Source organism: Methylomonas rapida (genome assembly GCF_024360925.2).
GTDB classification, from domain to species: domain Bacteria; phylum Pseudomonadota; class Gammaproteobacteria; order Methylococcales; family Methylomonadaceae; genus Methylomonas; species Methylomonas rapida.
Map to the genome: position 1 here is coordinate 1,954,837 of NZ_CP113517.1, position 21,827 is coordinate 1,976,663.

Here is a 21,827-nt window from a genome sequence, read left to right on the forward strand (position 1 = left end):
GCGATCATTCGCGCACCTTTTTGCTCGTTACGCTGACGCTAGCCGTGTCGGTGTTTCGGGGCGTGCTATTGAGTGCAGGAAACGGGCCGGACTTTGGTTGGGACGATACACGATTTTAATCAAGCAGGTGAACCATGGATACTATATACGACTCGCTAAGAGATGCTGAAACTGGAGAGCAACGATCGCCGATACTGGCATTCGATGAGATAAGCTCCCGCACGCTCACTCGTTCTATCAGAGCCACGGCTCTAGTTTTCGAGGATCCGGTTTCGCGTCGACTGCTCGAACAAATCGAACGCATTGCGCCTAGCGATGCCACCGTGCTGATCATCGGCGAAACCGGAACCGGCAAGGAGTTGGTCGCTCGACACATCCATGCGCTCAGCCAGCGACGATCGCAAACCTTCGGCGCGTTGAACTGCGCGGCGCTCAGTGAAAACTTGATCGAAAGCGAATTGTTTGGGCACGAGAAAGGGGCCTTTACCGGCGCGTTGGAAACCAAGAAGGGTTGGTTCGAGACGGCCCATCAAGGGAGTTTGTTTCTGGACGAGGTCGGAGATTTGCCATTGGGATTGCAGGCCAAGTTGTTGCGGGTTCTGCAGGAACGGGAGGTGGTCAAGGTGGGCGCGCGGCGGCCGGTACCCATCGATGTGCGCATCATCGCCGCGACCAACGTCAATCTGGAAGATGCGGTGGCCGCGCAGCATTTCAGAGCCGATTTGTATTACCGCTTCAATGTAGCGACGTTGAAACTAGCACCGTTGCGTGAGCGGCCCGGCGACATATTACCGTTAGCCCGGCATTTTTTGAAAATTTATGCCGAGCGTTTGGGGTATGGAAACGTCAAACTCTCGCCAGAAGCTGAAACCGTGTTATTGAATTATGATTGGCCCGGTAATATCCGTGAATTGGAAAATGCAATACATCGAGCCTTATTGATCTGCCCTGGCGAAACCCTGCGCCCTGAGGATTTTAAGTTGTCCGGCGTCAGAATAGCCGAGCCCGTTCAGGCCATTTCCACCGCAACCTTGGAAACGGCCTTGCAGCGGTTGCTCGAACAAGCACCACCCAATTTGTTCGAATTGATAGAAGAAACGGTCATACGCTCGGCTTACGCCTATTGCGAATCCAATCAGGTACAAACGGCCTTGCTTCTGGATATCAGCCGCAACGTGCTAAGGCATAAGCTTGGAACCTATGGCCTGTTGGCAAAGCGCTCGGATCGAAAGCCGGCCACTAAGCTTGTCTTACGCGAATCAACGATTTCCGCGTCGCCCGATCGAATAGGGCTTTGAGACTTCAAATTGGAAAAATCATTTCGTCCACGAAATGCACGAAAATCACGAAAAGTTTCCAATATTCGTGTCTTTCGTGCTTTTCGTGGACTGACTGCGGTTTTTTAGGATAATCCACTACCCATGGCCGTGGATTATCAAGATAGCCGTTCTACCGACACCTCATTCTCTGATACGCACCAAATCGTGGCAGCTCTTGCAGGTTTTACTGACCTTGCCGAATTGTTCCTTGATAGCCCCGACATCGCCGCTGGCTGCGATTTTTTGCAATTCGTTGGCTTCCTTGATGAAGCTGTCATCGATTTCCTTGACGTCGGCTGGTTTTTCGAAGTATTCGGATTTCAACCGGGTGGGTTTCCAGCCCGTACCTTGATCGGTGCCCGGACCATACAAGCCCAGTAGCCCCGAGTTGGCGACCGCCGCCACGGCGTTGGCCGCGGCGATGACCTGATCCTTGTCGAAGGTTTCGGGGTGATCGACGGCCTGCGCTTTGATTTTTGCGGTGTTCCAGCCTAGAAAGCCGTAGGCTGATTGACGGGAGCGGATCTGGTCTTCTACAGGCCCTGCCCATGCGGCTGCGGCCACCAAGCCCAAACCCAACGTAACGGTCAATTTAGTTTTCATCCTCTTGTTCCTTCTTCAGTAAAAAAAACGTTATTCGAATTGGCTACCGGCATGGGCGAGTTGTACCCCGACCAGTTGCGCCATATATTTCAGTGGTTCGCCGCCCCAAACGCTCCAGACCAGGGTCGCGGCCAGCGTTACACTGATCGCCAGGCGCGCGGCACCGACGGGTTGCGGATGGTCGCTGGGCGCCAGCGGCTTGGCGACCCGCTTCTTGCCGGTCAGCATCGCTTGCACCAGATCGTGCTTCTTGACGGTCTGATGGAAGGCTATCGCGGTGATGTGCAAAGCCATCAAGACGAGCAATAAGTTGATGCTGGCAACATGCCAACCGCTGAGCTTGTCGCTGAACGCTTTGTCTACCAAGACATAAAGCGGGCCTTCGAAACCGATATCGTCGTTAGCGAACAAACCCGTACCGACCAGGGTCGCCAGAACCGCCAGCAACGCAAATACCGCGATGGCGCCGAGCGGGTTATGGCCCAGGCCATGCCAGTCGCCTTTCAAATAAGCCAGAATACGGCCGGGTGTCGGCATGAAGTTGACGAAACGAGCAGGCGTCGGCCCCCAAAGTCCCCATGCCAGTCTAAAAACCAGCAAGCCCAGCACCAGGCTGCCAAAGCGGGCGTGCCATTCGGTCCAGGCGCCGCCTTCGCGGCCGGTCAGATAGGCGCCGGTCACGCCGATCACCAACAACCAGTGAAACAGCCGTAAAGGCCAATCCCATACCCGTACTTCTGTTGTCATAGTTCCTCCTCGCGTTTTAACCGTCGCGTAAATAGATGTTGAAAAAGGCAATCGTTCTATCCCAGGCCAATTTGGCGGTCGCCGCGTCGAAACGGGGTGTCGTATCGTTGTTGAAACCGTGTTGCACGCCGGGATAGATATGAGCTTCGTAATTGGCGCCCGTCTTTTGCAGCGCCGCTTCATAGGCGGGCCAGCCGGCGTTGATGCGCTCGTCTGTGCCGGCATAGTGCAACAACAGCGGTGCCTTGATTTTCCCGACGTCTTCCGCCTGCGGCTGAGCACCGTAGAAGGGGACGGCCGCGGCCAGATCAGGCAGGCGCGTCGCCAGCCAGTTGACGATACCGCCGCCGTAACAAAAACCCACGGCGCCGACTTTGCCGTTGCCTTCCGGCAGGTGTTTCAAAATCCGGGCGGCGGCCAGGAAATCGTTCTGGGTTTTGTTTTTGTCCAGATTTTTGAACAGTTCCCGCGCCTTGTCTTCATCCCCCGGATAACCGCCCAGCGTGAACAACGCATCGGGAGCGAAGGCGATGAAGCCGGCCAGTGCCAAGCGGCGGGTGATGTCCTCGATGTGCGGATTCAGGCCGCGGTTTTCGTGTATCACCAGCACGGTCGGCAACTTGCCGTGGGCATTGGCGGGTTTGACCAGATATCCTCTCAGCCTGCCGTTGCCTTGCGGTGAGGGATGCTCGCGATAAGTCGCCACGATGCGAGGATCGTTACCGGCGATTTGCTGTGCCTCGGCGAAGCGTGGATTCAAGGCTTCCAGCAAGGCTTCGGCCGACAAACCCAAAAGGGCGTATTTGGGTACGCTATGCAAAAAATCCCGGCGCGAAATGTCGCCGTGCACGTACTGGTCGAATAATTTGAGAGCCTCGGGATGAAAATCCCGTGAGGTCTTGCGTATCATTGATCAAACTCCAGCGAAATGAAAGAAAGGCTCGCCACGCCTATCGTGGCGAAGTCTATTTATTGCGGCGCGGTCAATACCGCCAGCTTGGTGATGCCGGCCCGCTCGATGGTGGCCATGACCTTGGCCACGATGCCGTACTGCACCCCGTCATCGGCATTTAGATTCAGTGCCAGCTCAGGGTCGGCGTCATGCCGGGTTTTCAGCTCGGTTTCCAAGGCCTCCAGCGCGATTTCCTGCTTGGCGATGAAGATCTTGCCCTGAGCGTCCACACTCAGATAGACCGCTTCCTTTTCCTCGGGCGGCGCGGTTTCGGCGGTTTTGGGCAAATTCACCTGCACGGCATTGGTCAGTAGCGGGGCGGTGACGATGAACACCACCAACAAGACCAGCATCACATCCACCAGCGGGGTGACGTTGATTTCGCCCATCACGTCGTCTCCGCCATCTTCTTTGGTATTGAAGGCCATCAGGCGTGCGCCTCCTGCGCGATCAGGTCATCCGATGATTCAACAAAAGGCGTTCCTTTTTTGCCCGAGATCCCTTTCAGATTGGGTTGCGTCTGCGACTTGCCTTTGGGGCGCTCGATGATGAAAGAGGCTTTCAAGGCCAGATGCACGAAATCGATCGCAAAGTCGTCCAGAAACGCCCAGATGACCTTGTTGCGGCGGATGAAAAAGTTGTAGCCGACCACCGCGGGCACGGCCACCGCGATACCGACGGCGGTAGCAATCAGGGCCTCGCCGATGGGGCCCGCGACTACTTCCAGGCTGGCTGAGCCGGATTTGCTGATACTGGTCAGAGCGCCCATGATGCCCCAGACCGTGCCGAACAAACCCACGAAGGGCGAGATGCTGCCGATGGTGGCTAGCACCGCCAATCCGCTTTCGAGCGAGCCGCGTTCTTTTTGCATCTGCTGGCGCAGACGCCTGTCCAGCAATTCCTGCCGGTCCCAGGTGTGTTCCAGATCGTGGGTCGAGGCGCCGTCGTCGGTTTCGATCAACGTGGAAAAACCGGCGCCTGCGACCCGAGCGGCCGGGCCCTTCAAGTCTTCCAACTGGGCGGCCGCCTGTATATTGGGAGAACTCCAGAAGGCCTTGCTGAATTTGCGGTTGTGAAAACCGATGCGCAGGTGCTGAATGCCCTTGATCAATATCAGCGACCAAGTAACCACAGAGGCGCCGATCAGGGTGTTTAATGTGCCATCGACGATGACGCTGGTTGCAATATCCGACATATAAAATCCTCAGGATAAGTTGAAAGAAATGGGTACGGTCACAAAGCCGGCTATCGGCGTGTCGCCACGTTTGGCCGGTACGAAGGACCACTTGTAAACCGTTTTGACCGCGGCATCGTCCAATACCTTCTGGCCGCTGGACTTGACGACAGTCACGCTGTCCGGTTTGCCGTTGGGCTGAACATGCACCTTCATGAGTACCTTGCCTTCCCAGCCGCGTTCCTGCGCGATTTCGGGGTATTCCGGCGCAGGGTTGTGCAAATAATCCGCGCCCGCGGTCGGCGGCGTGATTTTTTCCTGGATGACCGGCGCGGGTGGAGCGGGTGGCGCGGAGACCGGAGCGGGGGGCGCATCATTGACGATGGGCGTCGGCTCGGGCGCCGGCGTTTGCTCGACCACCTTGGGAACCGGCTTGGGCTTTTGCGGTTTCAAAGGCACCACCTTCGGTTTCGGCGGCTTGGGTTGGGCAACAGGAGGCGGAGGCGCAATGGGTTTAGGTTGCGGCCTAGACAGTGTGATCTGTATCTTGGGCAAGGGTTTGGCCGGTTCTATGATTTCCTGTTCCATGCTTAGATGGTCGAACTGCTGAACCACCGTGGTATGAACGAAGAGCGATAAAACGCCCAGCAGCGCGTAGTCATGCCATTTGCGTTCGTGATTTTCGCTGTCGTATTTGAACTGTCCAAGCGCCTTGCTCGCGAGTTTGCCCGGCAAGAGCGGCTTCTGCGGCGTTGCGAAGTCGGCGTCCGACGCATCCCATTCGACATGGCCTCCGGATGATGCAAAGTGGGGTAAAGAGCCTGCGGGGATACTCATAACGTTATTCCTCTTGACGACGATCATGGGTGAACAAAACGGATGCGGTGTTTGCCATGCGCGATTGCAAAATCGGCCGCCCTCCAAAAGCTGACTTGACGCTGGCAACTCGGTCGTTCAGGTAATCGATGTTGGACGGCAGCGTCGCCAAAAAAGTATTGCGGTCAGCGCGATACGATTGGGTCAATGCAAGCCGTATGCCAGGCTATTCGAGTAGCGCGATAACGGCGCGCATTGGGATGATTTTTCGAAATAAGTGGTTGTTTAGTATCGGTATATTGGGGCGGAGCTGTCAGTCGCTGTCCGTTGTTTCAAGGGCTGCGCGAATTATTGGAAAACCGGTACGGCCAAGGGTTGCTTCCACGGCAACAGCATTGGCTTGGTTTTGCTAGCGGCCTGCCTCAAAAGCAGCAGATGCCGTGCTCCTTTTTGAGAGCGGCCGGATTCTGGCCGGCCGATGCTTTGATCGAGAGGATGTTGCCTGGAAAACAATCACTGCGGCCAAGGTGTTGCGTAAGGAGCAGTCCCGAAAGAGTTGGTATCTTGTTTGCTATTCCGCTCAGGTGAAATCTCACGACCTTGATGCGCGTGATTCGATGCATAAAACCCATTTCACTTTCGACTGGAAGCGAATTCGAACGCCTTTGGCCCTATTGTTACCGAACACGATTATTGCACTTAGGATATCGCTAAAAACAACTTCCCTGAATTGCTAAGGGCGAATCGACGATAATAAGCGTTTTTCGCAGCGTAAGATAAAAAGCCAGTGATCGGTTACGACCAAGCCATTGAAATAAAAATGCAGCGGCTGTTTGCCACCCTGTCCGAAAAAGATAAGCGTCGTTATGCGGGCATAGAAGCGACGAAATTGGGCCATGGCGGTATTGACTATATTTCGAAGCTATTCGATATCGATCCCAAAACCGTCCGCCGTGGACTGCAGGAATTAGACTTGGCCGATGACCCAGCATCGGAGCGGGTCCGAAAAAAAAGGTGGGGGCCGGAAACCCGCGATTGAACAGCACCCCCAGCTATTGGTTAACTTTCTGGCACTGCTGTCGGAATTCACCGCCGGTGATCCGATGCGGGAAGGTGTGTTATGGACCAATCTATCGCGTTGCGAAATTAGTCGCCGGTTACGGGAGATGGGAACGCCGGCTAGCCGTCATACAGTGCGCAAGCTGTTGCGAAAACACGGCCTGGGCCAACGCAAGGCGCGCAAGAAAAAATCCATGGGCGCCCATCCCGACCGCAATGCCCAATTCGAAAACATTGCTCGTCTCAAAGCGGAATACTTGGCTGCTGGAGAGCCCGTGATCAGCATCGACACCAAGAAGAAAGAACTCATCGGTGACTTCGCCCGCGAAGGGCATACCCATACACAAGCCCCTGTCGAAACGCTGGATCATGATTTTCCAAGTGCTGGCCAAGGTAAGCTCATTCCGCATGGTATTTATGACGTGGCTCGGAATGAAGGCACGATTCACCTCAATACCAGCCACGATACCAGCGAATTGTGTTGCGATAGCATCGCCCTGTGGTGGCAACGGCAGGGCCGCGAGCACTACCCCCATGCCAAGCGGTTATTAATCCTGTGTGATGGGGGTGGCAGTAATGCCGCTAATCGTCATGTTTTCAAAGAAGCCGTGCAGGCTTTGGCAGAATGTTTGGGCTTGGAAATTCGCATCGCACACTATCCGCCCTATTGCTCAAAGCACAATCCGATTGAGCATCGCTTGTTTCCGCACATCACCCGCGCCTGCCAAGGTGTCGTGTTTCATACGCTCGACATTGCCAAGCAATTTATGGAAAAAGCTAAGACCACAACCGGATTAAAAGTCACGGTCGACATTTTGACCGGTATCTATGAAACCGGAAAGAAATGTGCCGCCGATTTCATCCAAAACATGCGAATCGTATTTGATGATTTTCTACCCCGATGGAATTACCGAGCTCTGCCTCAAAACAGGTAATTTCGGGAAGTTATTTTTGACGGAATCCTTACTGAATTCGGCACGATAAGTGCTTTTGTTGAAGCGTGGAGCCGCACTCCATAGCGTCAATAAATTAATTAATCGAGAGAATTGAGAATGAAAAAAACATATCTGGTTGTCGGGTGGATTGTGCTGAGCGTCAATTCAGCATACGCGCAACAGCCCCCTGCGGATGCGCCAAAGCCGCCCTTGGGTTTTTTTGTCACCAGTAAGGGGGTGGGCAATGGGGCGAACTTGGGCGGTTTGGCCGGCGCGGACGCCCATTGCCAGAAACTGGCCGGCGAGGTTGGTGCCGGCAATCGAACTTGGCGGGCTTATTTGAGCACGCAGGCCGAAGGCAGTCAGCCAGCCGTCAACGCCCGCGATCGCATCGGTAAGGGACCTTGGGCCAACGCGGCCGGCGTTATCGTCGCCAACGACGTCGCGCACCTGCATGGCGATACCTTGGAGCTGGCGCAACTGGGCAACAACCTGCATCGGAAGACGGCATACACCGAGAAGGGCGAGCCGATCAAAGGTGTGGGCGATCAGCCCAACGAACACGACATCATCACGGGTTCCAGGCCGGATGGAACGGCCTATACGGATGCCGCCGATCACACCTGTAAAAATTACACCAGCAACGCTGAAGGCAGTGTCCGCGTCGGCCATTTCGACCGTACCAACGGCGGCAGAACCGGCGGCAATGTATCGTGGAACTCGACTCACGACAGCCGGGGCTGCAGCCAAGAGAATTTGGTGAGTACGGGCGGTGCCGGATATTTTTACTGCTTTGCTGCCGATTAGAAGGCACGCGGGGTTGGGACGGTATCTAAAATACAAGCATGAATGCACCCCAACCCCGGCCGCCGGGTCCGGTACCCCATCGTTTGCAGTGTTTCCCTGTAAAAACAGTCAGTTTGTTTAACCGTTTCGAAGACGAGTGATTTATGTGCCTGATTCTTTACAAACCCAAGCATGTCAAAGTTGACTTGGATTTGCTGCATTCGGCGAGTCAATACAATCCACATGGGTATGGCTTGATGGCATTGAGCGGTCCGCAAAAAATTCATGTCATTCGGGGCTTGCATGGCAGTTTCGATCATTTGCGGCGTGCGTGCGAGCATTTCACCAGACATGAATGTGTCATACATTTGCGTTTACGGACGCGCGGTTATATCAATAATGCCAATACGCATCCATTTAAACTAACCGATGCCGTTTACATGGCGCACAACGGCACGCTGGATATCAATTGCCGGGTGCCAGGGCGCTCGGACAGTTGGCACATGGCTAACGACGTATTGAGCCCGTTGTTGCAGTACAGTTCATCGTTGCTACATAACGAAAATTTCCAACGCTATTTGTCCGAAAAGATAGGTAGCGATAACCGAATGGTTTTCATGGATGCTCATCGCCAGAAGACGATTATCATTAACGAGCCGCTCGGTATCGAATTCAAAGGCGTGTGGTTGAGCAATACGAAATGGTTTGACGCGGCCCGTTTCGGAGTGGCGGCGGCCAATCCCCTCCATGAGAGTACCCCCGCTCAACACCGGACACGATTGGACTTATTGAGCGGGCGCTTTGGACAACAATTCAACGCTTTCCATTGGGCGGGGCGTAATCACCACCGGCAACTTGGGCGTTCATGCCGCGCCTCCCAGCTTTCAGGTGGCCGACAAGAAACCGAATAGCCTTTTCTCGTGGATGATCCGGCCCGTAAGACAAACACCATGCCGATGGATACGCCGCACGACTTTCCCAAATTTTATCCACAAGCTTTTAGCGAATATGAGCCAGTACACACTAAACATCAACGGCGGGACGCAAACGCTGAATGCCGGGCCGGAAACCCCTTTATTATGGATATTGCGCGACTCGCTCATGCTGGTCGGTAGCAAATTTGGCTGCGGCATCGGTCAATGCGGCGCCTGCACGGTGCATCTGGATGGCATGCCGACACGTTCATGCATTACTCCCGTGAGTGAGGTGGCCGGCCGCCAGGTCACAACGATCGAAGGTTTGAGTGAAAACGGCGATCATCCGTTGCAACGAGCCTGGCAAGAGCTGGATGTCCCGCAATGCGGTTATTGTCAGGCCGGGCAAATCATGAGCGCGGCGGCATTGCTGAAAAAATCGCCCCATCCGAGCGACAGCGAAATCGATGCGGCCTTGGACGGCAACCTATGTCGCTGCGGTACCTATCTGAGAATTCGGGCCGGCATCCATCGCGCAGCTGAACTGGCGGGCAAGGAGGCCGTATGACCCAACAAATATATCCAGTCAATTCCGCCCGGCGGCGGTTTCTGATTTCCTCGGCTTTGTTAGGCGGCGGCTTGGTGCTGGGGCATTATTTGAATGTGGTCGATAGCGCCCAGCGTTTCATCGGCAAGCCGGAAGACGAGTTGCCGTCGTCTGGGTTTCGGCCCAACGCCTTCATTCGCATCCGACCGGATGGCAAGGTGGTGCTGATCAGCAAACAGCCGGAAATCGGCCAAGGCATCAAGACGTCGTTGCCGATGGTGATTGCCGAGGAATTGGAGGTTTCTTGGGAAGACGTCATCATCGAGCAAGCCGATCTGGATCCGATCTATGGCAGCCAAAGCGCCGGCGGATCGCGCTCGACGCCGACCAATTATGAAGAATTCCACCAACTGGGCGCGACGGCACGAACCATGCTGATTCAGGCTGCCGCGTCTATCTGGAACCTGCCCGCCGGCGAGTTGCTTGCTCGCGACAGCGCGGTGCATCACATTGCCAGCGGCAAGCGGCTCAGCTATGGTGAATTGGCTGAAACCGCCGCCACGCTGGCGGTGCCGGCTAAGGATGCCGTGCGACTGAAAGATCCCAAAGATTTCAAGTTGCTGGGCACCCGCATCGGCGGCGTGGATAATCCCGCCATCGTCACCGGCAAGCCTTTGTTCGGCATTGACGTGCAACTGCCAGGTTTACTCTACGCCACCTACGTCAAGGCGCCGGCTTTTGCCGGACGCGTGATTGGCGCCAATCTGGACGCAATCAAACGCCTGCCTGGCGTGCGTGACGCCTTCGTGATCGAAGGCACGCAGAATCTGAAAGGCCTGTTGCCGGGTATTGCCATCGTCGCCGAATCGACCTGGGCGGCATTTAGCGCTCGCCGGCAATTGCGGGTGGAGTGGAACGAAGGCCAGGTGGCCGGGCAAAGCTGGAGCGGTTTCAGCGCCAAGGCCGATGAACTGGCCAAGCAGCCGGGGCAAGAAGTGTTGCGCGACGACGGCAATGTCGACAAGGCCTTGAAAGAAGCTGCCAAGACCGTGCAGGCGACCTATCGTTACCCCTTCATTTCCCACGCCAGCATCGAACCGCAAAACGCCACGGCCTGGTTCAAAGACGGCGGCATCGAAATCTGGGCGCCGACCCAGAATCCGGAAGCCGGGCAGAATATCGTCACCGAAGTGTTGGGAATACCGAAAGAAAAGATCACGCTGCACATTACCCGCAGTGGCGGCGGTTTCGGCCGGCGCTTGATTCCGGACTACATCATCGAAGCGGCGGCGATCGCCCAGCGCGTCGATGGCCCGGTCAAGCTGACCTGGACGCGGGAGGACGACTTGCAGCACGATCAATTTCGCGCCGGCGGCTTTCACTATTTGCGCGGCGGCATCGACAAAAACGGCAAACTGATCGCCTGGCACAACCATTTCGTGACCTTTTCGCATCCGGTTTACAAGGACGGCGTGGCCACGTTGCAATTGGGTAGCGGCGCCAATCTGTCCGGTGACGAATTTCCGGGGCGATGGGTGGAAAACTGCCGACTGGAGTACACCGCGCTGGAATGCGGCATTCCGATGGGGCCGTGGCGGGCGCCGCGCAGCAATGTATTTGCGTGGGTATTCCACAGCTTCATCGACGAACTGGCCCATGCCGGCGGTCGTGATCCGCTGGAATTTCGCTTGGAAATATTAGGCGACAAGGCTTTTCTGCCGGGCAGCGATGAACAGACCGGCATTCCTTACGACGTCAACCGCATGAAGCATGTGTTGCAATACGTCGCCGAAAAGGCCGAATGGGGCAAAAAGCCATTCCCGCGCGGCCGGGGGCAGGGCATTGCCTTTCATTTCAGCCATCGCGGCTATATTGCTCAAGTGGCGGAAGTCACGGTATCGCCAGACGGCAAACTGAACGTAGACCGGGTGGTGGTGGCCACCGACATCGGTCGGCAAATCGTCAACTTGAGCGGCGCGGAAAATCAAGTGCAGGGTTCGGTGATAGATGGGCTCGGCGCGTTGTTGTTTCAGGAGCTGGACATTGAAAAGGGCCGCATCGTGCAAAGCAATTTCCACGATTACCCGATGATACGCATCAAGGACGCGCCGACCAAAGTCGAGGTGCATTTCCTGAAAACCGATTACCCGGTCACGGGGCTTGGCGAACCGGCCTTGCCGCCCCTGGCGCCCGCTGTTTGCAACGCGATATTCGCGGCCACCGGCAAGCGGGTGCGGGATTGGCCTTTATCTCGCAGCGATCTCGGCTGGAGTTGATATGGCCAGCCATCATCGTTTGTTGGCGGCCTATCCGCGCCTGCTCGAACAGGGGCAAGACGCTGTGTTGGCCACCGTCATCGAAACCTTCGGTTACACCTATCAGAAAGCCGGCACCCGCATGCTGATCGAGGCCAACGGCCGCTTGAGCGGTTTGCTGGGCGGCGGTTGTTTCGAAGCGGATCTGATAGAACATGCGCGGGATGTGCTGCAAACAGGCAAGGCTAAAACGGTGTTTTACGATTTGCGTAGGCCGGAGGACGAATTATGGGGGCTGGGGGCCGGCTGCCACGGCGCGACTCGCATCTTTTTGCAGCGATTGGCGGCGGCTGACGGCTTTAGACCATTGAATTCGATATGGCAAGCCGCCGAAAATCGGGAAGATGGCGTGTTGGCGACTATCGTCGAATCGAAGCATCCTGGTTACGTGGCGGGTGAAACCCCATTTTTGCCTCTTGAACAAGCACGGGCGCCTTGGCCGTTTATATCCGGCGTACCGCCAAGAAGGCCGCTCCTCCGGAATCATTGTATGGACGGGTTGGATATCCGAGTGTTTTATGAACCGCTTCGTCCGCCAACCCATCTATGGGTGCTTGGGGCCGGGGATGATGCGCAGCCTGTGGTGGATTGCGCCAAGTTGCTGGGATGGAAGGTCAGCGTCGCCGATCATCGTCCGGCCTATCTGACTGCCGGACGTTTTCCAACAGCCGATGCCTTGTTGCATATCAGACCAGAAGCCTTGAATACGCATTTGAAATTGAACGGATTCGATGCCGCACTGGTGATGAGTCACAATCTCTCGCATGACCGCCAATATCTGGCGGCGCTGGCTGCAAGCCATATCGCCGTCATTGGCTTGTTGGGGCCGATGCGCCGGCGTGAACGCTTGCTGAACAGTCTCGGGGAGGTTGGCGCGGAACTCGCTGAGAGACTGTATGGGCCGGTGGGTTTGGATATCGGCGCGGAAACGCCGGAGGAAATAGCGCTGGCCATCGTGGCCGGGATTCAGGCGGCGCTGAAAGGACGTGGTGGCGGGCAGCTTGGTTTCACGCTCGCCTAACCAGGCGATTTCGAATGTTGCCTCCCTGTCGATTTGAATCATCGTAACGTTCATGAAGGCTGGGCATAACCCCGGCAAATGAAAATAGTCTTCAGGGTAAGGTTGCTTGCCGGACAGGCTGCCGTGAATACATCCATGTAGGCTCGACGGCGGCATCCTTGCCGCCGACGCCTGTCCAACAAGCAACCGCACCCTCACATTTTGCTACTTTCAGAGTAATGGCGCGCTAGCCTTCGGCGGCCATGTCGGCAGGCCGAAGGTAACGTCTGTTTATGGAATGATTAGCCGTTGGCCGCTTTAAAGTGGCTGACCGCTTCTTCGGCGTGCTTGGTGGCGACCTCGGCATGATTTTGGTTGCCGTGCGCGATGGATTCTTCCAATGCCTTGATGCCTGCCGAGATGTGGTTCTTGCTTTCACCCTGAGCGCTGCTTTCAGCCTGTTTGGCGTGGCCTAATGCATTTTCGGCATGACTGACCAATTGCGAGGCATGGCCTTGTCCACCGTGCGACACCGCGTGTTCCGCATGTTTCAGTGCTTCGGCCGCATGGCTGCTGGCTTCGGCGAAGGCGCCACCACTCAATGCCAATAAAATGCTCAGTAGAGCGATCGATTTTTTCATAAATTCCCCCAATTGAGAAAAGATTAAATATTTTCGTTGTTAATACAACGCTTGGACCTTCCTTGGCCGATGTCATGCCGGCACCTGGAGACAGTGCGTACCGATTTGACGAATCCAATAAACTCCAATCAATTAGGACTTACGCATTGACGGAAGCCTGAAACTGTGGGTTCAAATATTCCTTGCCGACCATGAAGCTGTTGACGAATGCGGCGATCACATCCTGATACAACGTTCTTTGCCATTGGTAAGCATTGCGAATAATTTCAGTAAATTGCATTCGCTGCAGATGAACATAGCCACATAAAGCGGCAAAGATATGGTTGAGTATCGGTACTTTGCTACGGACTTGGAACTTCTCGATGTTGCAAACCTGCTTGATCATGCGGTGGTATTGCTCGATCTGCCAATGCTGGTCGTGCAGTTTCTGAAAATCGGATTGCTTAAAGGCATCATAAGCCTCAGCCTCTGGCAGGAACACCACGTAATGGCGCAGTTGGTCTTTTAACCGCGTCCGAAACAGCTTCACGTTGCCAAAATCACGTAACCAGACCCGCATGCCGTCGTCAGGAATGTCCAGTTTTTGTACCTGGATCCAGGTGCCTTTTTCCGTCGACACCCGGCGATTGCTTTCCACCGCAAACATAAACCCCATCCGGTGGTTTTTTACCGTCTTAAGGTTGTCCACACAGGAATACCAACTATCCCCGGTCATAAAATTCGGTTGTAATCCCCAAGCCAGCACCTCGCCCAACATGTCGAGGAAATAATCATTTTTGGTTTTTCCTTCTGCCTTGTCGTATACACGATAGTTAACGGGCAGGCTGCGGCCTTGCGGGTCAGTGTAGTATAACGTGATGAGATTCAAGCCTTTAACCACGCGATGATGCTTGCCAGACCAAAAATGTCCAACCAGTTCCATGCGTTGGCTGTAGGGTTTGTCTAAGGTGCTGTCATCCACGTTCAGCGTCCCGCCCACCAAGTTCAACAGACATTTTGCCTCATTGAACAAGTCTTTCGGCTCGTAACTTTCTCGTAACAGGAAACGATTCACGCTGTCATGGGAAATGTTCATCACCTCGGAAAGACGGGTGCAGGTACTTGATTTCGGTTCGCTCATCAAAAATCCCATATACATTGGCAAGGTGCAACGCGCTGTCGGTGGGCGGCTAGGCTTTCTTATCATCCCTGAATCGTTCTTGTTAAATGTACTTCCTATGACATAGTTATTGCTTGATCGTCAATGCGTAAGTCCTATCAATAATCATGCCATCTATAAAACGCCATGATGTGCGGAGGACAGGGCGTCTCAGCCTGGCGTGTTGCTGGTAAATCAACAGGCGTTGCTGGTCCGGCGTTCATACGGCAACAGAGACAGATGTGAGCGCAATAGCCTGTTGGCAAACCCTTCATGCTTAACGGTCAGCTAATCACCGGATCAATAAGCCTATTCAATGCAGCTGGATTGCTGAATGCTATGCATATAGGCAACAGTCGCTGCGGGCCAAGCAACAGTGTTTGGACGATGCTAGGGCGGGAATGTGACGCACCTGTTATCGAGGCCATTAAAAATGCTTTAAAAAACAGCTAAGTAGGAATCGATTATTTGTTTGTTACGCTTTGTGGCTTGTTTGGCACACAGGTTGCAATTTCACGAATAAGCCGGGGATGTTTCTGGCGTCATTATGGGAACTGTTAGGGATCAGGTGAATAAGTGAAAGAGCGAATAATTGATACAGTCCTGTCGGCCACGACAGAAAAAGGTCACGTGCCATTTGTGGTGAGCGGACGTAGGACGTTGACCTCCTATATGGCTTTGGCCCTGGCGGGGAGCGCGTTATTGATCTGCCATGATGCCGATGCTCAAGATGTGGCTGAACAAAATACGGCCAGTTCAGGCCAGCTGGTTGAGCCCAGCGTGGCTGAATTGAAGGCACAGGTGGAAAGATTGCAGCGGGAACTCGAGGCCTCGCGGCAACGGGAACAGGCCGCGTCGGCTGTACAAACTCAAGCGGCTCCTGCTACCGAGGATGTCGATGCGCCACTGGATGCCGCTTTGGCGGCGGCGGAACCCGAGGCTGAGCCGGAGGTGATCGAAGAGCCGAAGAACCTATCTGAAGTAACCGTCACCTCACGACGGAAGGAAGAAAAGCTGCAGGAGGTGCCGATTCCGATTGCGGTCATCAACCGCGAAACCCTGGAACGCGACAACATTGTCACCGTGCAGGACTTTTCCCGCCGTGCGCCCAACCTCGGAGTTACCTCGGCAAATACCCGTCAAACCAGTATCGCCTTGCGCGGTTTGGGAAAAAATAGTGGTAACGAATCGATGGAGCCTAGCGTTGGCGTAATGGTGGATAACGTTTGGCGGGCGTGGACCGGCTCGGCATGGGCCAACTTTCCCGATCTGGATCAAGTCGAAGTGTTGCGCGGGCCGCAAGGCACGCTACAAGGTAAAAACAGCAACCTGGGTTTGCTGAACATTACGACCAAAGCGCCAACGTTTAAAGACAGTTACTATGTCGATGGTTTCGCCGGCAACCGTGACTCATTACAAGGCAAATTCAGTGCGGGAGGTACGGTTTTGCCCGGATTGCTGGCTTACCGAGCGTCGGGTTTCATCGATAAACGCGATGGATACGTTCAAAATCTCGATATCCATCGCAGTGAAGGCGAACTGGGCGAAACCGATGCCATGGGCGGTCGTCTGCAATTTTTGCTGACACCGAGCGATGTACTCAGTGCGCGGTTGATCGTCGACAAGAGCTCATCCAAACAAACCATGAGTGTGCAGCCACTGATTGCCGATCCCACCCATTTCGACGATGGTACGCTCAGAACCACCACATTCAGCAGCCGTCTGGGACGGGATTGGTTCAACAACATCACCAGCAATGGCCAGCCGATTACGGTGATAGGCGATCCACGCAAAATGGCCAACAATGACAGGCGCACCTCGCGTGGCGATGCCTCCGGCGTTTCGGCCGAAATCAACTACGATGCGCTGGGTCACCGTTTTACCTCTGTTTCGGCCTGGCGCGATGCCTTGTTCGAACCCAATCACGACGGCGATGGTTCGACGGCTGACATCGAGCGCATCGCCGGGTGGACCGTCAAAAACGAACAATGGTCGCAAGAGTTTCGCATCAGCTCGAAGGAGCCAGGGCCTATCGATTATCAAGCCGGTATTTTCGCGATGCGGACGATTGCGGACACCTTTAACCAACGTTTGTTCGGCAACGACGCCGGCGCGTTTTTTGCGTCCAACGCGCAATACAACCGCCTGAATGGAACGGCCACTGGGCGTCAAATGATGGCCGCGTCCATGCGCAATGTTCTGTATAACCAAAATGTTGTCCCGGCAACGGACAGTTATGCGGGTTATGGTCAGATTAACTGGCACGTCACGGATGACGCCACTTTGACGCTGGGGCTGCGAAATACGTTCGAACGCCGCGAAAATACCGGCTGGAGTCGCAACATAGGCGGTTCCGACCTGGATGCGCTAGGTGCATCCATCGGCGCCACGGCGCAAAACATCTCGGACGCCAAGGCTATCCGATCTGCGCAGCTCGGTCGGGAGTGGGATGCGCCAAGGCAAGGATTCGACCAGAATTCGCAAAACTGGCTGGTCAACCCCAGTTATAAAGTCACTGAGGATCTGATGGTGTATGGTTCTGTCGCCGGCGGGCAAAAATCGGGTGCCGCGCAGTTCAACTTCAACACTGGCAAGACTGAGAACGTCAAACCCGAGGACGTGATGGACTACGAGTTTGGGATTAAAAGCAGCTGGCTGGATCGCAAGCTGACCGCGAACGTCAACTTTTATCAAACCGACATCGAAGGCTTTCAGTCGCAACTGGTGTTGCCGGATGAAACCCGTCCCGGCCAATATCAGACCCAACTGGGCAACATCGGAGGCATACAGTTGCGCGGCATCGAGTTGGAAACCAGTTGGGATGTGGCTCAGGGTTTGAATCTGTTCTTGAACGGTTCGTATAACAAAGCCATCTATACCGATTTTGCCAACGCGCCGTGTCCGCCCGAAATCACGGGTCAAGCCTTTTGCGATCAGACCGGCAAAACCATCCCGAACGCGCCGGCCTTTACCGCCAACTTCGGCTTCGACTACAGGGCGCCTTTGACCTTCGGCTATGGCAACGACTATGGTCTGCAATGGCACGCGTATCTGATCGACAGTTATAAGTCGGCGGCCAATTACAACGCCAGTTTATCGCGTTACGGCCAGCAGGATGCCTACCACGTTACCGATGGTGGCATAGGCCTTGGCACCAAAAACGGCAAATACAACCTGGATCTGGTCGGCCGCAATATCTTTGACACCATCTACGTGACCAATGTCAGCAACTTCTCGGCGCGTGCTGCCGCTAGCGCCGCGTACGGCGATGCCCGTTACTTTGGCGTGCATTTCAGGGCCAAGTTTTAGTTAATCCTAGGACTTACGCATTGACGATCAAGCAATAACTATGTCATAGGAAGTACATTTAACAAGAACGATTCAGGGATGATAAGAAAGCCTAGCCGCCCACCGACAGCGCGTTGCACCTTGCCAATGTATATGGGATTTTTGATGAGCGAACCGAAATCAAGTACCTGCACCCGTCTTTCCGAGGTGATGAACATTTCCCATGACAGCGTGAATCGTTTCCTGTTACGAGAAAGTTACGAGCCGAAAGACTTGTTCAATGAGGCAAAATGTCTGTTGAACTTGGTGGGCGGGACGCTGAACGTGGATGACAGCACCTTAGACAAACCCTACAGCCAACGCATGGAACTGGTTGGACATTTTTGGTCTGGCAAGCATCATCGCGTGGTTAAAGGCTTGAATCTCATCACGTTATACTACACTGACCCGCAAGGCCGCAGCCTGCCCGTTAACTATCGTGTATACGACAAGGCAGAAGGAAAAACCAAAAATGATTATTTCCTCGACATGTTGGGCGAGGTGCTGGCTTGGGGATTACAACCGAATTTTATGACCGGGGATAGTTGGTATTCCTGTGTGGACAACCTTAAGACGGTAAAAAACCACCGGATGGGGTTTATGTTTGCGGTGGAAAGCAATCGCCGGGTGTCGACGGAAAAAGGCACCTGGATCCAGGTACAAAAACTGGACATTCCTGACGACGGCATGCGGGTCTGGTTACGTGATTTTGGCAACGTGAAGCTGTTTCGGACGCGGTTAAAAGACCAACTGCGCCATTACGTGGTGTTCCTGCCAGAGGCTGAGGCTTATGATGCCTTTAAGCAATCCGATTTTCAGAAACTGCACGACCAGCATTGGCAGATCGAGCAATACCACCGCATGATCAAGCAGGTTTGCAACATCGAGAAGTTCCAAGTCCGTAGCAAAGTACCGATACTCAACCATATCTTTGCCGCTTTATGTGGCTATGTTCATCTGCAGCGAATGCAATTTACTGAAATTATTCGCAATGCTTACCAATGGCAAAGAACGTTGTATCAGGATGTGATCGCCGCATTCGTCAACAGCTTCATGGTCGGCAAGGAATATTTGAACCCACAGTTTCAGGCTTCCGTCAATGCGTAAGTCCTAAATCCTATAAACATCATTTGGTCCACGAAACACACGAAAATCACGCAAAGTTTCAGAACGTTATTGCTCAACAAGCCGATACCTCGTGGGTGACTGCATTACGTGTCTTTCGCGCTTTTCGTGGATTAACCGCGGTTTTAAGGTTAATGAAATATAGCCGGCCGTCGCAAGAGACTGGTCGGCATTCATTTGTTTTTTGAGGAGAGTTATGTTGCCTAAGTATTCGACCCTATTATTCAGCATTGGCGCCTTTCTGTACGCCGGCACTGCCGGCGCGGACGACCCCGTTACACCGGTCATTCCCGGCGTGGTGCCGGGCGGCGTAGTGGTGGAATTGATCAAAGACGGTTTCGACGGCACGGAAGGCCCGATAGGATTGGCGGACGGCAGTTTGCTGTTCACCGAAACCAAGGCAAACAAAATCGTCCATATTGGACCGGACGACAAGGTGTCGACCTTTCTGGAAAAGACCAACGGCGCCAACGGCCTGGCGCTGACGCCGGATGAGCGCATCATCGCCGTGCAGACCCAGGATACTCAGGTAGGCTTTATTTATCCGGCGAAGCAAAAACAGGTGTTGGCCAAGGATTACCAGGGCGTGAAGTTTCAACGCCCCAACGATCTGGTGCGCGCCAATGACGGCGCCATCTATTTTACCGACAGCGGCACGCGTCCAACCAAGGAAAATCCTGATCCAGAGCCCTCGCGTGCCGGCGTTTATTACATTAGTCCCATCGGCGACTTGAAACGGTTGGCGACCGATATCGAGCGGCCCAACGGCATTCAACTCAGTAAGGATGAAAAAACCTTATATGTGGCCAATACGGCTGGAGAGCATGTCCTGGCCTATGACATCGGTAGCGACGGCTCGATTTTAAATCGCAGGAATTTTGCCAAACTGGCTGGATGGAAAGCGGATGAGGATGGGGCATGGAGTAGTGGAGCGGACGGTTTGGCCTTGGACGACGAAGGTCGTTTGTATGTGGCCTCCAATGCCGGCATAGAAATTTTTGATGCGCAAGGCCAGGCGCTCGGCGTGATTCCGTTGCCGAAAAAGCCGCAAAATCTTGCCTTTGCCGGTAAAGACAAGCATGTACTGTACGTCGTCGGGCGTGGCGCGGCTTACAAATTACCTCTGTTGGCTCGTGGTATTACAGGCCGCGCCAAGTAATGATGCAGTACTTTTCGAGTGCAAGCGGGAACGCGGGATGGTAGGCCGATTTACGCCTTGTTCGGTTGACGTCTGAATTTTGCAGGGATGCGAAATTAAATGGATGGCGCTTGAGAAGATAAACGCCCGCCGGTGGCGGCTGGAGCCGGCATTATGATTGCCCTCTCGGGTGATGGACTAATGTTGCTGCCTCTTGACGGGTCTCGAATACGCATCGGGACCCGTTTTTTTTTGCCTTACTCCGGGGGTAAAAAAATATGAGGACGCGTTTGCTGGTTGGGCAGGTGTCAGCGGAAAGGATGCCACCGTCGAACCTGCAGGACTGTATTTACGGCGCCCTGTCTGGCAAGCAACCGCGCCCTCGGATGCTATTTTCATGGGCCGGAGCGAAAGCTGTTTTAGGCTATTCGAAGCCGATCGGCTAGCTCGGTCGCCTTATCGCAGTTCGATTGTCCCGGATTTTTTTGAAACATCAGGATGCTCGCCATTGCTAAATCCACAGCAACCACTGTTGCGCCACTGTTGCTGGCGCATCAGTCCGGCGCCGCCGATCTTGCGAATTTCGTGCTCGCGTTTTTACGTGTTGATTGGTTGACAATAAAACTCAAACAAAAACAAAGGGCTGGATTGTTTTTCAGCAAGGATTCGTCAGCGTCGTATTTGGCATGAGGATTGCTGTAATGCTGGTGTGATAGGCATGCCTGGCATGCGATCCGCTTTCATCAATCAAGAACAAAAGAGAACAGCCATGAATAAGACTCTGAGTCAATTGACCTTTTTGGCCTTGCTGGCCACTGCGCCGATAGGTTTCGCGGCGGAATCCGCCGGCTCCAAGCCCGATGCCGCGCATGCGTCCAAGCCTTATACCGCCAAGACCCCAAAACTGAATCGGGCCCAAATCGACGCGCTGCTGGCCAAGCCGGAAAAGCTGTTGATCGTCGACGTCAGGCGTCCAGACGAGATCAGCAAGATCGGCACTTTCCCCGTTTACCTGAATATCCAGCTGGATCAACTGGAGCAAGCTTTGCCATTCATACCAAGGGATAGGGACATCGTCACCGTCTCCAATCATGCCGGCAGGGCTGGCAAGGCGGCCGATCTGCTGGCGGATAAAGGGCTGCATGTGGTGGGTGCGATAGGTTCACAAAATTACGAGGAAGAGGGCGGCAAGATCGTGCGCATCGTCCCGCCGGCGTCGAAAGACGTGGCGCAAGCCGATCACCGCTAAAAATTTTCAACCGTTAACGTTTTCCGGCTGTGGGGCGCGAGC

20 protein-coding genes are annotated in these 21,827 nt (G+C 54.5%); 12 read left to right on the top strand and 8 right to left on the bottom strand.

Going from position 1 to position 21,827, the window contains the following annotated elements:
- Positions 1–134 precede the first annotated feature (134 nt).
- A complete protein-coding gene (locus tag NM686_RS09195) occupies positions 135–1,298 on the top strand; it encodes a sigma-54 interaction domain-containing protein (protein ID WP_269022755.1) in 1,164 nt (387 codons plus the stop codon).
- A gap of 162 nt (positions 1,299–1,460) precedes the next feature.
- Here the strand turns inward: NM686_RS09195 and NM686_RS09200 are convergent, their stop codons facing one another.
- The 6 genes from NM686_RS09200 to NM686_RS09225 are packed head-to-tail and all read right to left on the bottom strand — an operon-like array spanning position 1,461 to position 5,632.
- Positions 1,461–1,922: a c-type cytochrome gene (locus NM686_RS09200; RefSeq protein WP_255187584.1), complete on the bottom strand. Its 462-nt coding sequence runs from the start codon at positions 1,920–1,922 to the stop codon at positions 1,461–1,463.
- A gap of 30 nt (positions 1,923–1,952) precedes the next feature.
- Positions 1,953–2,669 (bottom strand): cytochrome b/b6 domain-containing protein, encoded by a 717-nt coding sequence (locus tag NM686_RS09205; RefSeq protein WP_255187585.1) that lies wholly within the window; start codon positions 2,667–2,669, stop codon positions 1,953–1,955.
- 16 nt (positions 2,670–2,685) lie between these two features.
- Positions 2,686–3,579: a dienelactone hydrolase family protein gene (locus NM686_RS09210; RefSeq protein WP_255187586.1), complete on the bottom strand. Its 894-nt coding sequence runs from the start codon at positions 3,577–3,579 to the stop codon at positions 2,686–2,688.
- Between the two features lie 59 nt (positions 3,580–3,638).
- Entirely contained in the window at positions 3,639–4,049 is a 411-nt protein-coding gene (locus NM686_RS09215) for an ExbD/TolR family protein (RefSeq protein ID WP_255187587.1), read from the bottom strand.
- Positions 4,049–4,816: a MotA/TolQ/ExbB proton channel family protein gene (locus NM686_RS09220; RefSeq protein ID WP_255187588.1), complete on the bottom strand. Its 768-nt coding sequence runs from the start codon at positions 4,814–4,816 to the stop codon at positions 4,049–4,051. Before NM686_RS09220 ends, NM686_RS09215 begins: the two co-directional genes overlap by 1 nt.
- A gap of 9 nt (positions 4,817–4,825) precedes the next feature.
- Positions 4,826–5,632: an energy transducer TonB gene (locus tag NM686_RS09225; RefSeq protein WP_255187589.1), complete on the bottom strand. Its 807-nt coding sequence runs from the start codon at positions 5,630–5,632 to the stop codon at positions 4,826–4,828.
- A gap of 799 nt (positions 5,633–6,431) precedes the next feature.
- Between NM686_RS09225 and NM686_RS09230 the strand changes: the two genes are divergently transcribed.
- From NM686_RS09230 to NM686_RS09260, 7 genes are all read left to right on the top strand, one after another.
- A complete protein-coding gene (locus NM686_RS09230) occupies positions 6,432–6,650 on the top strand; it encodes a hypothetical protein (RefSeq protein WP_255187590.1) in 219 nt (72 codons plus the stop codon).
- Positions 6,651–6,666: 16 nt separating this feature from the next.
- The gene (locus NM686_RS09235) at positions 6,667–7,605 is read left to right on the top strand and encodes an ISAzo13 family transposase (RefSeq protein WP_255187591.1); all 939 of its coding nucleotides are present in this window, start codon (positions 6,667–6,669) and stop codon (positions 7,603–7,605) included.
- A gap of 117 nt (positions 7,606–7,722) precedes the next feature.
- The gene (locus NM686_RS09240; RefSeq protein WP_255187592.1) at positions 7,723–8,412 is read left to right on the top strand and encodes a lectin; all 690 of its coding nucleotides are present in this window, start codon (positions 7,723–7,725) and stop codon (positions 8,410–8,412) included.
- Between the two features lie 143 nt (positions 8,413–8,555).
- Positions 8,556–9,302: a class II glutamine amidotransferase gene (locus NM686_RS09245; RefSeq protein ID WP_255187593.1), complete on the top strand. Its 747-nt coding sequence runs from the start codon at positions 8,556–8,558 to the stop codon at positions 9,300–9,302.
- A gap of 97 nt (positions 9,303–9,399) precedes the next feature.
- The gene (locus tag NM686_RS09250; protein WP_255187594.1) at positions 9,400–9,873 is read left to right on the top strand and encodes a (2Fe-2S)-binding protein; all 474 of its coding nucleotides are present in this window, start codon (positions 9,400–9,402) and stop codon (positions 9,871–9,873) included.
- Positions 9,870–12,128, top strand: coding sequence for a xanthine dehydrogenase family protein molybdopterin-binding subunit (locus NM686_RS09255; protein ID WP_255187595.1), 2,259 nt, complete (start codon positions 9,870–9,872; stop codon positions 12,126–12,128). The genes NM686_RS09250 and NM686_RS09255 overlap by 4 nt, the downstream gene beginning before the upstream one ends.
- A gap of 1 nt (position 12,129) precedes the next feature.
- Complete coding sequence (locus NM686_RS09260; RefSeq protein ID WP_255187596.1) at positions 12,130–13,188, top strand: XdhC family protein; 1,059 nt, start codon at positions 12,130–12,132, stop codon at positions 13,186–13,188.
- Between the two features lie 281 nt (positions 13,189–13,469).
- Here NM686_RS09260 and smbP read toward each other — a convergent pair whose 3' ends face one another.
- Positions 13,470–13,808: a small metal-binding protein SmbP gene (smbP, locus tag NM686_RS09265; protein ID WP_255187597.1), complete on the bottom strand. Its 339-nt coding sequence runs from the start codon at positions 13,806–13,808 to the stop codon at positions 13,470–13,472.
- Positions 13,809–13,947: 139 nt separating this feature from the next.
- Positions 13,948–14,991, bottom strand: coding sequence for an IS701 family transposase (locus NM686_RS09270; protein ID WP_255188588.1), 1,044 nt, complete (start codon positions 14,989–14,991; stop codon positions 13,948–13,950).
- A gap of 627 nt (positions 14,992–15,618) precedes the next feature.
- On the opposite strand from NM686_RS09270, the gene NM686_RS09275 reads away from it, so the two are divergent.
- The 4 genes from NM686_RS09275 to NM686_RS09290 all read left to right on the top strand — a co-directional run bounded on the left by NM686_RS09275 (position 15,619) and on the right by NM686_RS09290 (position 21,785).
- Positions 15,619–18,255 carry a TonB-dependent receptor gene (locus tag NM686_RS09275; RefSeq protein ID WP_269022760.1) on the top strand — a complete coding sequence of 879 codons (2,637 nt, stop codon included), beginning with the start codon at positions 15,619–15,621 and terminating at the stop codon, positions 18,253–18,255.
- An 81-nt stretch (positions 18,256–18,336) separates the two neighbouring features.
- Positions 18,337–19,380, top strand: a complete 1,044-nt coding sequence (locus tag NM686_RS09280; RefSeq protein ID WP_255188588.1) for an IS701 family transposase — start codon at positions 18,337–18,339, stop codon at positions 19,378–19,380.
- Positions 19,381–19,594: 214 nt separating this feature from the next.
- Positions 19,595–20,557, top strand: a complete 963-nt coding sequence (locus tag NM686_RS09285; protein WP_255187599.1) for an SMP-30/gluconolactonase/LRE family protein — start codon at positions 19,595–19,597, stop codon at positions 20,555–20,557.
- Between the two features lie 748 nt (positions 20,558–21,305).
- Positions 21,306–21,785 carry a rhodanese-like domain-containing protein gene (locus NM686_RS09290; RefSeq protein WP_255187600.1) on the top strand — a complete coding sequence of 160 codons (480 nt, stop codon included), beginning with the start codon at positions 21,306–21,308 and terminating at the stop codon, positions 21,783–21,785.
- The last annotated feature ends 42 nt before the right edge of the window (positions 21,786–21,827 follow it).